The organism is Mycetocola sp. BIGb0189, from assembly GCF_024810155.1.
In the GTDB taxonomy this organism is placed as follows: Bacteria; Actinomycetota; Actinomycetes; order Actinomycetales; family Microbacteriaceae; genus Mycetocola; species Mycetocola lacteus.
This window is the reverse complement of the sequence record NZ_JANUED010000004.1, coordinates 167,483-181,884: the sequence shown is the minus strand read 5'-3', so window position 1 is coordinate 181,884 and position 14,402 is coordinate 167,483. Positions and strand designations below refer to the sequence as shown.

Genomic DNA, 14,402 nt, shown 5'->3' with positions numbered 1-14,402 from the left:
GGCACCACAAAACCCCCACACCTGGACGGTGTGGGGGTTTTGTATATCGGCTACTGGGTGATGACCACCGTCGCGGCGCTTGTGGGCCCGCGGCGCTCGCCCTGCTCATAGTGGGCGCTGAGGACAACCCGGGAGAGTGTGGCGGGAATGTTGATCGGAGTCTCGGTCACTCCGTCGGTTCCGCCGGTGATCGGTCGGGTACCCAGCGGATCGATGGTGAGGACCGCCGGAGCCCCCGGCTGCGAACGGATGATGGCGGTGATGCCATACACCGGATCCCAACGCACGGTGGGGCGCTCGGGGGTGGTCAGCAGGATTGTCTGAGTGGTCTCCGGCGACGTCTCATCCTCGACACTCTGATCGACCCGCAGCTGCGAGAAGCCCGCGGGCAGCTCGAGCGGAGCCGTGTGCCATCGGCCGCTGCCATCGGCGAGGACCGTCGCATCCACACCCGGTCCGGTGAGGTGAACCTCGGCCTCGGGCTCGGCCGTTCCGTTCAGAATCGGCCAGAGCAGACCGCCACCATCATCAACCCGGGTGATCCGTGGTGCTTCCGGTGTGACGGGAGACGGCGCGGATGCCGAGGGCTGGGGTGTGGGCACAACGCTTGGTGAGGGCGACGATATCTCCGGAACACGCGGCGCATCGGCGCTGGGCACCGGAGGGCTGGGGCTCGCGGTGATGCCGGGGAGCAGCGTGATGCCCGGGTCGGCGTCCTCACTCACGGGTTGTTCGGGTTGTTCGGGCTGCGGGGTAGCCGGGCTCGTGGGCACCAGGGGTGCCGTGGTGCCCGGACGTGCGGCCGACTGGGCCGGTGGCGGCGAGGCCTTGGGAAGCAGGGCCACACCAATAATGCCCGCGGCGACCAGCGCTCCGGCGGTGGCGGTTGCGGTGATGGTCATGGCGGGTTTGCTGTGGCGCAGGGCGGCGACGGCGGCGACCGCCGAACTCGAGGAGTTTCCGGCGAGGTAGGCGGCGGCACCAACCCCGATCAGCGCGGGGAGGAGGACAACGCGCAGGGACCCGGCCAGCTCGCGCCCCTCGACCACCAGCGGGCGGCAGGTGGCGCACTCGTCAATGTGGGCTTCGAATCGGGCACGGTCGCGCGTTCCGAGCGCATCACGGCTGTACTCGCCGATTCGCTGGACCACCCAGCGGTGCTCGCTCTCGGCGGGGAGGATCGCGAAGTGCTCCTGAATCCAGGCCTGACGCAGACCCTCGCGGGCTCGATACGCCAGGGCGGACACCGAGTTGGCGCTGACCCCGATCAGCGGGGCGATCTGGCGTGGACGCTTCCCCTCGACCTCGGAGTACCAGAGCACCTCTTGCCAGCGGGTGGGCAGCGTGGCAAAGGCGCGAATGATGAGCTGGCGATCAAATTCCTTCGAGGTCATATCGGCGCTGAGATCTCCCACCACCTCCAGCTGGTCCACATTGACCTCGTGGGTTCGGCCACCCCAGCGAGCGATAACCGAACGGATGGTGGCAAAAAGATACGGGCGAAATGCATCCTGCGGCCCCGCACCACGACTGACCGTGGAGATGATCCGAGTGAACGCTTCGGAGACCACATCATCGGCGTCAAATGAGCGAGAGATAGCCCGCGACGCGCGTTTTCCGGCCTCGGCATGGCGGGTCCAGAGGGTCGCAAAAGCGGCCTCCTGGCCGGAACGGGCGGCATCAAGAAGCTCGGAGTCGTCGGGGGAGGGGTGTTCGCTTGTCAGGGTAATCCTCGGGTGGGTCTCTCGGTGGGTAACCGAGTGGGGGTGGGGAGATTTTCCGCGGAGAGGGAGGAATTGTGCACTCCCCAGTGCCCACCCTCTCCGCGGCATGAATACCTCCCCGGGTATTCACGTCGGCACGGGGTGGAGCTGCGGCCGATGTGTTGCTACCCCGTACACCCAACTAGAGCGGGGGTTGGTAATTTCATGACGCGGGTTATTTAAGTATTTTCCCGAGGGCCCACGGATTCAAGATCACATCTGATATTCCAGGCTATTGCTCAGCTACGCCGGCGCAGGCTCGGACTCGCTCGAACCACCAGTCGCGGCGCTCGGGGGCGGCGGCATAGCGCGTCAGCAGGTCCGGATTCACGGCGATCCGGTCGGTGTGGATCGCCCCTTCGCGGGGAACCAGGGGACTATCGGTCACATCCGCCGCGAGCAGCGCCGCCGTGCCCAGGCCACACGCAAACGAGATTTCGGGCAGCGAGGCCGCCAGCCGCGCGCCCATCGAGAGTCCAATCGAGGTGTCCAGCGCGCTGGAGACCACCACCGGGAGACCGGCCGCGGCGACGATATCGCGGGCGCGGGCGATCCCGCCCAGCGGCTGCGCCTTGATGACCAGCAGATCGGCGGCCCCGGCCCGGGCGACGGCCAGTGGATCCTCGGCCTTGCGGACACTCTCATCGGCGGCGATCCGCACCCCGAGCCCGAAAATACGTGTGCGCAGCTCGGAGAGTTCGGCCACGGTCGCACACGGCTGCTCGGCATATTCCAGCTCATAGGGTGCGAGAGCCGCCAGTGCCAGCTCCGCCTCGGCCACGCTCCAACCGCCGTTGGCATCCACGCGGATGTTGCCCGCGGGACCGAGGACCGAGCGGACGGCGGCAACCCGCGCCACATCCTCGGCCAGGGACTGAGCTCGCTCGGCCACCTTCACCTTGGCCGTGGTGCAGCCGGGGAAGCGGGCCAGTACCGCGGGCACCGCTTCGGCGGCCACCGCGGGCACCGTGGCGTTCACCGGAATCTCGGTGCGCAGCAGCTCCGGTTCGGGCCCATAGGCAAAATCGATCGCCGCATCCAGCCAGGTGCGCGCCTCGGCCGGTTCATACTCGACAAACGGGGAGAACTCGCTCCATCCGCGTGGCCCCTCAAACACCAGGGCCTCGCGACGCAGCAGGCCGCGGAAGCGCGTGTTGAGGGGAAGATCCACAACGTGAGCGGTGGCCAGGATGTCGGTCACGGAAACCTCTGCGGCGGAGTAGGACATACCCCTATTGTGCTCCGGTTTGCTGAACGGCGGCGGTATTCACGCGACGCCCGATAGTCTGGGGGCATGTCCTCAAGCCTGCATGATCGCGCGGTGGAAGAGCTCGGCCGGCGCATCATCTCCGGCGAGCTGCCCGCGGGTTCCGCCGTCCTCGCCACCGACCTGGCCAACGAACTCGGGGTGAGCCGTTCGGTGATCCGTGAGGCCGTCCGTGTGCTGCAGTCGCTGGGGCTGGTGGAATCGGTGCGACGCCTGGGCATCCGGGTGCTCGCCGAGGACCACTGGCGGGTGCTGGATCCCCAACTGATCGCCTGGCGACTGTCGGGAACGGGGCGCGGGGCCCAGCTGCGCTCACTCACCGAACTGCGGCGCAGCGTCGAACCCGCCGCCGCCGAACTCGCCGCCCGGCATGCGCCCGACGCGGTGGCCGAGCGGCTGCTGCAGATCGCCGCGCGGATGCGCTCGATCGGCCGGGCGGGCGACCTGGAATCCTTCCAGGACCTCGACATTCAATTCCACGCGCTGGTGCTGGGGGCCAGCGGAAACGAGATGTTTGCGGCCATGTCCGGGATGATCGGCGCGGTCCTGCGCGGTCGCACCCGGCTGGGGCTGATGCCCAAACACCCGCATGAGGATGCGCTCCAGCTACACATCGATGTGGCCGTGGCCATCCAGGGCCGCGATCCCGAGCGTGCACGCGCGGCGATGGACGCGATCATGAGCCGCACCCTCGCCGAGGTGGAGCACATCTGGGCCGAGGAGCCGCGCACCGCGCGCACGCCGCTGCCCGGAACGCTGGGGTAGCCCGACCGCGATATACAACAATCGGGCCGGTGATACTCACCGGCCCGATCATCGTGTGTGCGTTAGAACGCCAGCAACACCTTGCCGCTGGTGGACGAGTCCAACGCCACGGTGAAGGCCTCGGTCGCATCCTCGACCGGGAACTCGTGGGTGATCACCGGGCTGATGCGCAGCGATCCATCGGCCAGGGCCGCGAGGACCTCATCGATCTCGTCATTGAAGCGGAACGAGCCCACCAGCTCAAGCTCGCGCACGATCGCAAGGCTGATCAGTGCGGGCTGCTCGCCCGAGGGCAGCAGCCCCACCATGACCACGCGTCCGCCCCGGGTGGCACCACGCACGGCCGAGGCGAGTCCACGCCAGTTTCCCGAGGACTCGATCACGATATCGGCCTGTACCGCGGCGATCGCCTCGGCATCGGTGGCGTGCAGGGTCGCATCGGCTCCGAGCTCGCGTGCGATCTCCCGCGGCTTCTCGTGCAGGTCCACCGCGGTGATGTGGGCGGCTCCGGCGCGCTTGAGCACGGCTACCGCCAGCGCACCGATCGGCCCGGTTCCGATCACCAGCACCGACTTGCCGGCCACCTCGCCCGCGCGGGACACCGCGTGCCAGGCCACCGAGGCGGGTTCAACCAGGGCCGCGTCCCGCAGCGAGAGGCCCGCGGGGAGCGGACGCAGCATGCGAGCGGGCAGCGCAACCCGACGGGCAAACGCCCCATCGGTGTGCGGGTGGCGCGCGGCGCTGCCCAGATAGGTCGAGGCCGGGGCCAGGTTCGGCCGATCCTCGGGGTAGCGTATGCCGTCCACGGCATGCGGAGTGTTGGGGTGGACCGCCACCGGCGTACCGGCGGCGGGACCGGACCCATCGGCGGCCGCGTGCAGCACCGTGCCCACAACCTCGTGCCCGAGTACCAGCGGATCGATCAGGATCGATTCCCCGGCCGCCCCGTGGGTCCAGTAGTGCAGGTCCGACCCGCAGATCCCGCCATAGGCGATCTCGATGACCGCCTCGTCGCTCGCGGGCGTGGGTTCGGGAAGGGTTTCGATCCGCAGATCGTCCTTGGCATAGGCAAGAACACCCAGGTTGTCGCGTGACATTAGACCACCACCGTCATTCCGCCATCGATGAAGATGACCTGTCCGTTCACAAAGTCCGATCCGGCCGAGGAGAGCCACACGGCGGGGCCCGCCAGGTCCGCCGGGGTGCCCCAGCGTGCGGCCGGGGTGCGCCCGAGGATCCAGCTATTGAACTGCGGATCATCCACGAGCTTCTGGGTCATATCGGTGTGGATATAGCCCGGCGCGATCGCGTTGATCTGAATGTTGGAGCCGGCCCACTCGGCGGTCATCGCCCGGGTGAGGTTGCGGATACCGCCCTTGGCCGAGGTGTAGGCCGAGAGGGTCGGCCGGGCCAGATCGGTCTGCACCGAGGCGATGTTGATGATCTTGCCCGCGCGCCGCGGCAGCATGTGGCGGGCAACCGAGCGGCCCACCAGGAAGGCCGAGGTGAGGTTGGTGGCGATCACGCGATCCCAGTCGGCCAGGCCGAGCTCAACCAGGGGTTCGCGGTGCTGGATGCCGGCGTTATTCACCAGCACGTCGAGAGCGCCGATGCGCGCCTCGATCTCGGCGATGCCCGCGTCCACCGCGTCCTCATCGGTAACGTCAAAGGCGACCGAGTGGATGCGATCGGTTCCAAAACGGGCCACAAACGCGGCCTCGGTTTCGGCCAGCCGGGCGGCGTCGCGCCCGTGCAGCACCAGGGTGGCGCCGGCGTCGGCCAGGCCCTCGGCGATGCTGCGGCCGATGCCGCGGCTGGATCCGGTGACCAGGGCCAGTCGCCCGGTCAGATCAAACAGGGTGCTCATGCGGACTCCTCGGTGTGGGTGGCCGCGCTGATCGGGTCGCCGGTCAGCGCGCTCAGTCGGGTGTGGATCTCGGTGAGAATCTGCTCGGGGGTCTGATCCAGACTCACCTCGAAGGCGTGCTCATCCGCCTCGAGCGGTTCGAGTGCGGCAAACTGCGAGTCCAGCAGGCTGTTGGGCATGTACTCGTGGTTGCGTCCGGCCTGACGGGCGGCGATCAGTGCGCGGTCGCCCACCAGGTGGATCAGCACGGTGCTCGGCGCCAGTCGAACCAGCTGGTCACGGTAGCGGCGCTTGAGGGCGGAGCAGGCCACCACGATCGGGGTGCCGGCGGCCAGGTCATCGCGAACGCGTTCGGCGATGATTTCCAGCCAGGGTGCCCGATCCTCGTCGTTCAGGGGCTGGCCCGCGGCCATCTTTTCCTTGTTGTGCACCGGGTGCAGATCGTCCCCATCCACGAAGGGGAGCCCCAGGCTCTCGGCCAGGGCGATGCCGATGGTGGATTTGCCGGAACCCGACACTCCCATCACGATCAGGGGCGGTGGGGACGTGGGCATCGATGACCTCCGGGATTCGGGCGCTTCATTACATCCGACATGATTCGCGAGCTTGGTTGAATAAGTCTTACGTATAAACCATAACACCTCCCTGCCCAGGTACTCGCGCGCCGCCAATCCGACGTGCTAGCGTGAGCCCATGTCAGCTATTGCCATCATCGGGGGACACGGCAAGGTAGCCCTTCACCTCGAACAGATTCTTGTTAACCGCGGTCACCAGGTCACCGGTGTTGTCCGGAATCCGGAACATGTCGCCGACGTAGAGGCCACCGGGGCCAGCGCCGTCGTGGCCGATATCGAAACGCTCGTGATCTGGCAGATCGAAGACCTGCTGCGCGGGTTCGACGTGATCGTCTGGTCGGCCGGTGCCGGCGGGGGGAGCCCCGAGCGGACCTATGCGGTGGATCGTGACGCGGCAATTCGCACGATTGATGCCGCCCTGCGACTGGAGACCCGTCGTTTTCTGATGGTGTCCTATCAGGGCGCGCGCATCGACCACGGCATCGACCCCGAGGATTCCTTCTTCGCCTACGCCGAGGCCAAGGCTGCCGCCGATGAGTACCTGCGTCGACAGAACCTGGACTGGACAATCCTTGCTCCGGGGGCCCTGACCGACGAGGACTCCACGGGCAAGATCTCGGTGACCGACACCCGGGGGTCGGTGAGTCGAGCGAATGTCGCCCTGGTTGCCGCCGACGTGATTCACGCCCCCGAAACCGCCGGACACACCATCCCGTTTGTGGATGGCGAGACCGAGATCGCCGATGCCCTGCGCGCGGTGATCGCGGGTCACGCTGCCGGCGGGGAAGCCACGCTTCCGGGCTAACCTTCCTCGGAATCGAGGGGGTGATTCCGGCCCGATTTCCGCAGGTGCGGTACCCGTTCTCGATAAAACGAGAGGGTAACGATAGCAATTTATGCCGGGTTACGCATGACAAATGTCGTTGAATGAAAGTAGTCTGCGTGGTGGGGGAATCACAGCACCCCGATTTTTGCACCACTAAAATCTGGAGTTTTCATGCGTATCACTGCTCGTCGCGCCGCCGTTGCCGGTGCCACCCTGTTTCTTGCCCTGGGCCTGTCGGCCTGTTCCGCCGGCGGAAACGCGGACGGAAAGGCTTCGGAGGCACCCAAGACGCAGACCGTCGCCGAGGCGTGCGATCTGATCGAAACCGAGATGAACGCGGTGGGATCCGATGTTCAGTCGGCAATGACCAACGCGGCCACCGACCCGAGCGAGGCCATCGCCGCGCTGAAGACCGTCTCGGACAAGCTCAAGGAGACCTCCGTCAAGGTCCAGAACGCCGACGTCAAGAAGGTTGTTGACCCGATGGTGGACGCCTTCGGCCGCCTGGGCGCCGCAATGGAGAAGATCACCGGTGACCCCGCCACCGCAACCGAGGCGCTCACCGAAATCCAGGCCGTTGCCGGTGACATCCAGACCGTGGGTGCCGACTACGGCAAGGTCTGCTCCAAGTAGTTACCGCCACGCCGAACCCCCGTCCACGCATTGTGGACGGGGGTTCGGTGTTTTTGTGCCGGGAAAAACGCCGAAACCGACACCGGATCGTGCGTCATCCGCACCAAACGTCCGAATCCTCATGATCATTCGTAGGCTGCGTGGGGGGTTTCACAGCGCCCCCATAGTTTGCACCGAAGAATCAGGAGTTTTTATGCGTAATTCACTGCAGCGCGCGGCCGTCGTTGGCACCACCCTGTTGCTCGCCCTGGGCCTGTCTGCCTGCTCGGCGGGGGAGGGTGGCGCAGCGAGCGGCAACCAGAGCGTGAAGGCCGCCTGCGACATCATGGAAAAGGACATGCGGGCCGTCGCCTCGGATATGGACAGCGCCGCGCTTGGCGCCGACCCGGTGGCCGCCGCCTCCACGATGAATCAGATCGCCGACCAGCTCAAGACGAGCGCAAAGAAGGTCACCAACCCCGAGGTGACCAAGGTGGTCGGCCCGATGATCGACTCGTTCGACAAGCTGGGCACCGCCCTGGAGAAGATCTCCGACGACCCGTCTGCGGCGATGGAGTTGGCATCGGACATGCAGACCCTGTCCACCGACATGCAGGAAGCCGGCATGGCGTACAACAAGGTCTGCAAGGGCTAGTTTCCCCGCGGATCGGCGGCACCGCCCACGGGATACCCGTGGGCGGTGCCCTGTTGTGCGGGCTCGTCGGCCCTGCCGAGCATGCGGTGCCCGGGATCACCCCGCCGGACACGGGGATTCTCACCCGCGGCGTCCTATGCTGGAAGCATGCACGTTTCCGATCTGTTTGACGAGTCTGCTTGGCGCGATGTCCCGGGCTTTGAGGCCCTCACCGACATTACGTACCACCACGATGTGAACGGTCAGGTGGCGCGGATCGCGTTCAACCGGCCCGAGGTACGCAACGCGTTCCGCCCGCGCACGGTGGATGAGCTCTATGCGGTGCTGGATGATGCCCGCCAAAACTCGAAGATCGGTGTGGTCCTGCTCACCGGAAACGGACCGAGCCCGAAGGATGGCGGCTGGGCGTTCTGCTCCGGCGGCGATCAGCGCATCCGCGGCCGCGACGGCTATAAGTACTCCGATTCGGAGACCGCCGTGCAGGACACCGCCCGTTCGGGCCGCCTGCACATCCTCGAGGTACAGCGCCTGATTCGGATGATGCCCAAGGTTGTCATCGCGGTGATCCCAGGCTGGGCAGCCGGGGGCGGACACTCGCTGCACGTCGTCTGCGACCTGAGCATCGCCTCGGCCGAGCACGGCAAGTTCAAGCAGACCGACGCCGATGTGGGATCGTTCGACGCGGGCTACGGCAGCGCGTATTTCGCGCGTCAGATCGGGCAGAAGTTTGCCCGCGAGGTCTTTTTCCTCGCCGAGGAGTATTCGGCACAGCGGGCCTATGAGATGGGCGCCGTCAACCGGGTTGTGCCCCACGCCGAGCTGGAGTCCACCGCCCTGGCCTGGGCTCGGACGATCCTGACCAAGTCGCCCACGGCGATCCGGATGCTGAAGTTCGCCTTCAACGCGGTGGATGACGGCATGGTGGGGCAGCAGGTCTTTGCCGGTGAGGCAACCCGCCTGGCCTACGGCACCGACGAGGCCGTGGAGGGACGCGACTCGTTCCTGGAAAAGCGCGCCCCCGACTGGTCGCCCTACCCCTGGCAGTACTAGTGACCGAGCAGGTGCCCGCCCGCTACGTCTCCGCCACCGACCGCGAGGCCTTTGCCGACGCGGTGGCGGATATGCTCGCGGGTATCGGTCCGGCACTCCTGCCGGTGGCCGGACCGGAGCTGCCGGCGGAGACGAACCCCACGGTGCCCGCCGGGGTTGACGTGGTGATCGAAACCTCGGGGTCCTCGGGGATCCCCAAGCGCATCGCCCACTCGCGGCACGCGCTGCTGCACTCCGCCCGGGCCACCGAGCGGGTGCTCGGCGGGCCGGGCACCTGGCTTTCGGCGCTGCCGGGCAACTACATCGCCGGATTGCAGGTCCTGGTGCGCTCGCACCTGGCCGGAACCACCCCCGCCTACCTGCCGCCCGGGCCCTTTGACCCGGCCGTGTTCGAGGCGCACGCGCGACTGATGTTCACGCGGGCGCTGGGTCGACGGTACGTCTCGCTGGTGCCCGCGCAGGTGCAGCGTGTGCTGGATCACTCCGACGTGCTGGCCGAGTTTGATGCGGTGTTGGTGGGGGGGCAGGCGATTCCCGAACCCCTGCGCGAGCGCGCGCGGGCGGCCGGGGTCACCCTGGTCCGCACCTACGGTGCCAGCGAGACCGGTGGCGGCTGTGTGTATGACGGCGTCCCGCTGCCGGGGGTGAGCGCGGCGATTATCGCGGGTGAGATTCGGCTCTCCGGCCCGCTGCTGGCGCTCGGCTATCTCGCCGCCGACGGCACCTGGGACAGCGCGCGCACCGACGCGGCGTTTGTCGAGGCGACCGATGGCTTCGAACGAGCGCTGCGCACCGGGGACACCGGCGAGATCGTGGACGGGGTACTGGCCGTGCACGGACGGATCGATAACGTGCTGATCTCCGGCGGGATCAACGTGAGCCTGGACCGGATCGATCAGGTGGTGCGCGCGGCCGGCCTCGAGGATGCGGTCGCCGTGGCCGCGTCGGATGAACGCTGGGGTCAGGTGCCGGTGGTGTTTACCGCGCAGCGCGATCCCGATCCCGAGGGCAGGCTGGAGCGCTTGCGCGCCGCCTGCGCGGCGCAGATCGGGCGTGAGGCCCGGCCGCGCGCGATCATCGAGCTGGCCCAGATGCCGCTGCTGGCATCCGGGAAACCCGACCGCCGCGCCCTCGCCGCGCGCATCTGAACCCAATCCCGCGTCCGTCATGGGCGCATGTCGTATGATTCGTGGCAGACACTCTGGAGGAACCGTTGGCCAACAACCCGTCGCGCACCAGCGCACACAAGCCGCTGCGTAATACGCCCAAGGGCACCGGGAAAAGCGGGAACCCCGCAGCCCGTGAGATTCAGGAGATCCCCAAGGCCCGCCTGGGGGACTGGATCAACGGGGCACGCCCGTTCACCCTCTCGATGGCGGTGGCTCCGGTGGCAATCGGTACCGGTGCGGCAATCTTCGCCTCCGACCCCGGCGTGTACCACTGGGTGCGTGCACTGCTCTGCCTGGTGATCGCGGTCGCCCTGCAGATCGGCGTGAACTTCGCCAACGACTACTCCGACGGCATCCGGGGCACCGACCAGCACCGGGTGGGACCGTCCCGTCTGGTGGGCAGCGGCCGCGCCCCCGCACGCAAAGTCTTCACCGTGGCGATGACCTTCTTTGGGATTGCCGCGGTCGCCGGCCTCGCGCAGGTCATCATCTCGGGCATCTGGTGGCTGCTCATCGTTGGCGTTCTGGCCATCGTGGCCGCCTGGTACTACACCGGCGGCAAGCGACCCTACGGCTACATGGGCCTGGGCGAACTGTTTGTGTTTGTTTTCTTTGGTCTGGTTGCCACCCTGGGCACCACCTACGTTCAGATCGGCGCGGTCACCCAGCCAGCGATCGCCGGGGGTATCGCCGTGGGCTTCATCGCCGTGGCGACCCTGATGGTCAACAACCTGCGCGATATCGAGCAGGACAAGATCGCCGGCAAGCGCACCCTCTCGGTGCGTATCGGCGGTACCGCAACCCGGATCAGCTACGCGGTGCTCCTGCTGCTGGCCCTGGGACTGGCGATCTGGCTGGCGATCTTCATCCCGCTGGTGTGGGTCACCCTGTTCAGCCTGCTGGTGATGATCCCGGCGATCATCATCGTGCTCACCGGCAAGACCGCCCGCGAGTTTGTGTTGGTGCTCAAACTCACCGGTGTGCTGCAGCTGGTCTTCGGCCTGACCCTCGGATTTGGCCTGGCCTTCTAGGCAACGCCATCAAAAAACCGCCCGGATCGTGATCGATCCGGGCGGTTTTGTGGTCTGAGGTGGCTATTTGCCGGAGGCGGTGTCCTCGGCGGGAACCGTGGCCGGGACCGCGTTGACGGGGGCTGCCTCGGTCGAGGCCGGCTGGGTTTCCTGCTCGGCGGACTGTGCGGCGGCGGCCGGAGCCTCGTCCTCATCCTGGTCGAGCAGGGCATCCTCGTCGTCCAGGTAGTCGTCCTCGACATCCTCGTCCTCGCCGTGAACCGGGTGACGCGCCTCATACAGCGATCCGGCCACCCGCTCGCGCGGGGTGCGCAGGAACACCAGCGAGATTGCGAATCCGAGCGCGGCGGCGGCGACGGCCGCCCACATCGGCTCGATCCCGAGCAGGAGCAGCGCGGCCAGCGGCACGGCAAAGGCCAGCAGACGCAGGATGGTAAACACGATTACGGATTGCAGGGGTTTCACCCGACCAGTCTACGTCGCCCAAGCTGAGTATTTCCGCCCGGAGGGAACCGTACGCCAAACGGCTGCTTGTTCCCGGGTACGCCCGGTAGCATAGGAGCCATGCCCAGGATCCTCTTTGCCCTCGTGGTGGTTCTCGTTGTCGCCACCGTCTACACCGTCGTGGACTGCGCGATGCGCGAAAACAGCCGCATCCGCGGGCTCTCCAAGCCCGTCTGGCTGGTGGTGATTCTGCTGCTGCCGGTTGCCGGTCTGGTGCTCTGGTACACGATCGGTCGGGCCCGTGGTGCAGCCCCGCAGCCCCGCACTCCGGATGATGATCCCGCCTTCCTCGGTGACCTGCGCCGGGTGAGTGAGCAGGATGAGCGGATCCGCCGCCTGGAGGAGGAGCTCGCCGCCCTCGACGCCGAAACCGACCTGGGTCATCCCGATGTGTTTGGGCCCCGCGACGGCAAAAACTCCGACGACGAGCCCGGTTCGGACTCCGAGCCGCGTCGATGAGCGTTGGAGATTCCCCCGCGAGCATTTACGCGCGGGGTCTGGTTGCCGAGCTGATTCGCCTGGGCGTCCGTGACGCCGTGGTGTGCCCCGGTTCGCGTTCCCAGGCATGGGCGCTGGCCTTTGCCGAGGCCGAGGCGGCCGAACAGATTCGACTCCGCGTACGTATTGATGAGCGCTCGGCGGCGTTCCTGGCGCTGGGGCTTGCCTCCGAAACCGGGCTGCCGGTGCCGATCGTGGTGACCAGCGGGACCGCCGTGGCGAACCTCCATCCCGCCGTCCTTGAGGCTCACCACTCGCACATCCCGCTGATCGTGCTGAGCGCCGACCGTCCCGAGGAACTGCGGGGTATCCGCTCCAATCAGACCACCGCGCAGGCGCACCTGTTTGGCTCGGCGACCCGGCTGAGCCTGGATGAGGACGCCCCGAATGCCTCCCGAGACGAGACGGCGCGAGCGGCCGAGCATGCGGCTACCGCATTCGCCGCGGCCACCGGTGCCGTGCCCGGGCCGGTGCAGCTCAACGTGGGCTTCCGAGAACCGCTCTCCAGCGCGCTGGCGGCGGACGAGACCTCCGCGGCCACCACCGCGGCGGCCGGATCGGTGACCGCGGGCTCGGACGCATCGGAATCCGTGGCTGAGAAGGCAGCCGGTGCCGTCCCCTCCGCGGTGCCCGCGCACGTGCTGCCGCGCGGACCGCGCACCGTGGTCATCGCCGGAAACGGTGCCGGTCCCGGTGCCGAAGACCTCGCCCACCACGGCGGCTGGCCGCTGATCGCCGAGGTGTCCAGCGGCAGCCGCTATGGCCGCGCGCTGATTGTGCCCTACCGTGAGCTTCTGGATTCCCCCGACCACGGCGGACTGATCGAGCGGGTGATCGTGTTCGGGCAGCCGACGCTGAGCCGTCAGGTACCCGCGCTGCTGCGCCGCGAGGGTGTGGAGACCTGGGTGGTCTCCGAACCCGATACCGAGCTGTTTGATCCCGGACACAACGCTCACCGGGCCGCGAGCCTGAGTGTTGAGCCGGGACCGATCGACCGCGACTGGCTGGGCCACTGGGTGGTCGCGGCCCGGGAGCTGACAGCCGAACGCTCAACCGATGTGGCCCCGGATTTGGAGGCCGCACACTCCCACGACCCGGCCACCCGCCTGGCGTACGTGCGCGGGGAATTCCAGGCCATTCGCGCAGCCCTGGACCGCCGTCTGCTGGTGGAGTCCGTCTGGCGTGCAACCTGGCCGCATGATCGTCTGGTGTTTGGTGCCTCGCGCCTGATCCGGGTCGCCGATGAGTATGTCCCGGGCAAGAAGCTCTCGGTGTTTGCCAACCGGGGCCTGGCTGGAATCGACGGAACCGTGGCCACGGCTTCGGGGATCGCGCTGGCTCAGCAGGCCGAATCGGAGACCGGCGTGACCCGCCTTATCCTGGGTGATCTGACCCTCCTCCACGACGTGGGTGGGATGCTGCGGGTCCCCGGCGAGCAGGTGCCGCGGATTCAGATCATCGTGGGCAACGATGGCGGCGGGACGATCTTTGACGGACTTGAGGTCGCCCAGAGTGCCGCGCCCGATCTCGCCGCGCGGGTGCTGTTCACCCCGCAGGAGGTCAAACTCGCCTCGCTGGCCGAGGCCTACGGGTGGGAGTATCGCCGGGCGGCCACCCGTGCGGACCTGGATCAGGCGCTCACCGCGCCCACCACCGGGCCGGTGCTGATCGAGGTCACGCTCACCCGCGAGTAGTCGGCCGGTGGGGCCGCGCGATTCCGAGGCCGGTGGTGGCTTGGTGCGCCGTGCGCGATTCCGAGGCCGGTGGTGGCGCGGTGCGCCGTGCCCCGGTCGGGGGCAAATTCGCGGGTGGGTCTGGTG

The 14,402-nt window shown here is 67.6% G+C and carries 15 protein-coding genes; 9 read left to right on the top strand and 6 right to left on the bottom strand.

Annotated features, from left to right (window positions below):
* Positions 1 to 50: 50 nt before the first annotated feature.
* Together M2390_RS07890 and M2390_RS07885 are read right to left on the bottom strand one after the other, a co-directional pair.
* Complete coding sequence (locus M2390_RS07890) at positions 51 to 1,832, bottom strand: sigma-70 family RNA polymerase sigma factor (protein ID WP_259177911.1); 1,782 nt, start codon at positions 1,830 to 1,832, stop codon at positions 51 to 53.
* A 163-nt stretch (positions 1,833 to 1,995) separates the two neighbouring features.
* The gene (locus tag M2390_RS07885; RefSeq protein WP_259177910.1) at positions 1,996 to 2,991 is read right to left on the bottom strand and encodes an o-succinylbenzoate synthase; all 996 of its coding nucleotides are present in this window, start codon (positions 2,989 to 2,991) and stop codon (positions 1,996 to 1,998) included.
* A gap of 66 nt (positions 2,992 to 3,057) precedes the next feature.
* On the opposite strand from M2390_RS07885, the gene M2390_RS07880 reads away from it, so the two are divergent.
* A complete protein-coding gene (locus M2390_RS07880; protein ID WP_259177909.1) occupies positions 3,058 to 3,795 on the top strand; it encodes a FadR/GntR family transcriptional regulator in 738 nt (245 codons plus the stop codon).
* Between the two features lie 62 nt (positions 3,796 to 3,857).
* Here the strand turns inward: M2390_RS07880 and M2390_RS07875 are convergent, their stop codons facing one another.
* From M2390_RS07875 to M2390_RS07865, 3 genes are read right to left on the bottom strand one after another with little or no spacing between them, the layout of a single operon-like run.
* Positions 3,858 to 4,892, bottom strand: coding sequence for an L-idonate 5-dehydrogenase (locus M2390_RS07875; protein WP_259177908.1), 1,035 nt, complete (start codon positions 4,890 to 4,892; stop codon positions 3,858 to 3,860).
* Positions 4,892 to 5,662, bottom strand: coding sequence for an SDR family oxidoreductase (locus tag M2390_RS07870; protein ID WP_259177907.1), 771 nt, complete (start codon positions 5,660 to 5,662; stop codon positions 4,892 to 4,894). Before M2390_RS07870 ends, M2390_RS07875 begins: the two co-directional genes overlap by 1 nt.
* Entirely contained in the window at positions 5,659 to 6,216 is a 558-nt protein-coding gene (locus tag M2390_RS07865; RefSeq protein WP_259177906.1) for a gluconokinase, read from the bottom strand. The genes M2390_RS07870 and M2390_RS07865 overlap by 4 nt, the downstream gene beginning before the upstream one ends.
* 139 nt (positions 6,217 to 6,355) lie before the next feature.
* On the opposite strand from M2390_RS07865, the gene M2390_RS07860 reads away from it, so the two are divergent.
* The 6 genes from M2390_RS07860 (at position 6,356) to M2390_RS07835 (ending at position 11,580) form a co-directional block, all read left to right on the top strand.
* Complete coding sequence (locus M2390_RS07860) at positions 6,356 to 7,042, top strand: SDR family oxidoreductase (RefSeq protein WP_259177905.1); 687 nt, start codon at positions 6,356 to 6,358, stop codon at positions 7,040 to 7,042.
* 192 nt (positions 7,043 to 7,234) lie between these two features.
* Positions 7,235 to 7,696 (top strand): hypothetical protein, encoded by a 462-nt coding sequence (locus M2390_RS07855; RefSeq protein WP_259177904.1) that lies wholly within the window; start codon positions 7,235 to 7,237, stop codon positions 7,694 to 7,696.
* Between the two features lie 193 nt (positions 7,697 to 7,889).
* Positions 7,890 to 8,330, top strand: coding sequence for a hypothetical protein (locus tag M2390_RS07850; protein WP_259177903.1), 441 nt, complete (start codon positions 7,890 to 7,892; stop codon positions 8,328 to 8,330).
* Positions 8,331 to 8,477: 147 nt separating this feature from the next.
* On the top strand, positions 8,478 to 9,380 hold the full coding sequence (locus tag M2390_RS07845) for a 1,4-dihydroxy-2-naphthoyl-CoA synthase (protein WP_121689423.1): 903 nt from the start codon (positions 8,478 to 8,480) through the stop codon (positions 9,378 to 9,380).
* A complete protein-coding gene (locus M2390_RS07840) occupies positions 9,380 to 10,528 on the top strand; it encodes an AMP-binding protein (protein WP_259177902.1) in 1,149 nt (382 codons plus the stop codon). The genes M2390_RS07845 and M2390_RS07840 overlap by 1 nt, the downstream gene beginning before the upstream one ends.
* A 41-nt stretch (positions 10,529 to 10,569) precedes the next feature.
* On the top strand, positions 10,570 to 11,580 hold the full coding sequence (locus M2390_RS07835; protein WP_259177901.1) for a 1,4-dihydroxy-2-naphthoate polyprenyltransferase: 1,011 nt from the start codon (positions 10,570 to 10,572) through the stop codon (positions 11,578 to 11,580).
* A gap of 63 nt (positions 11,581 to 11,643) precedes the next feature.
* Here the strand turns inward: M2390_RS07835 and M2390_RS07830 are convergent, their stop codons facing one another.
* On the bottom strand, positions 11,644 to 12,045 hold the full coding sequence (locus M2390_RS07830) for a DUF4229 domain-containing protein (RefSeq protein WP_259177900.1): 402 nt from the start codon (positions 12,043 to 12,045) through the stop codon (positions 11,644 to 11,646).
* A gap of 99 nt (positions 12,046 to 12,144) precedes the next feature.
* Here M2390_RS07830 and M2390_RS07825 point away from each other — a divergent pair, with 99 nt between their 5' ends.
* Positions 12,145 to 12,543: a PLD nuclease N-terminal domain-containing protein gene (locus M2390_RS07825; protein ID WP_259177899.1), complete on the top strand. Its 399-nt coding sequence runs from the start codon at positions 12,145 to 12,147 to the stop codon at positions 12,541 to 12,543.
* On the top strand, positions 12,540 to 14,276 hold the full coding sequence (gene menD, locus M2390_RS07820) for a 2-succinyl-5-enolpyruvyl-6-hydroxy-3-cyclohexene-1-carboxylic-acid synthase (protein WP_259177898.1): 1,737 nt from the start codon (positions 12,540 to 12,542) through the stop codon (positions 14,274 to 14,276). Before M2390_RS07825 ends, menD begins: the two co-directional genes overlap by 4 nt.
* Positions 14,277 to 14,402 lie beyond the last annotated feature (126 nt).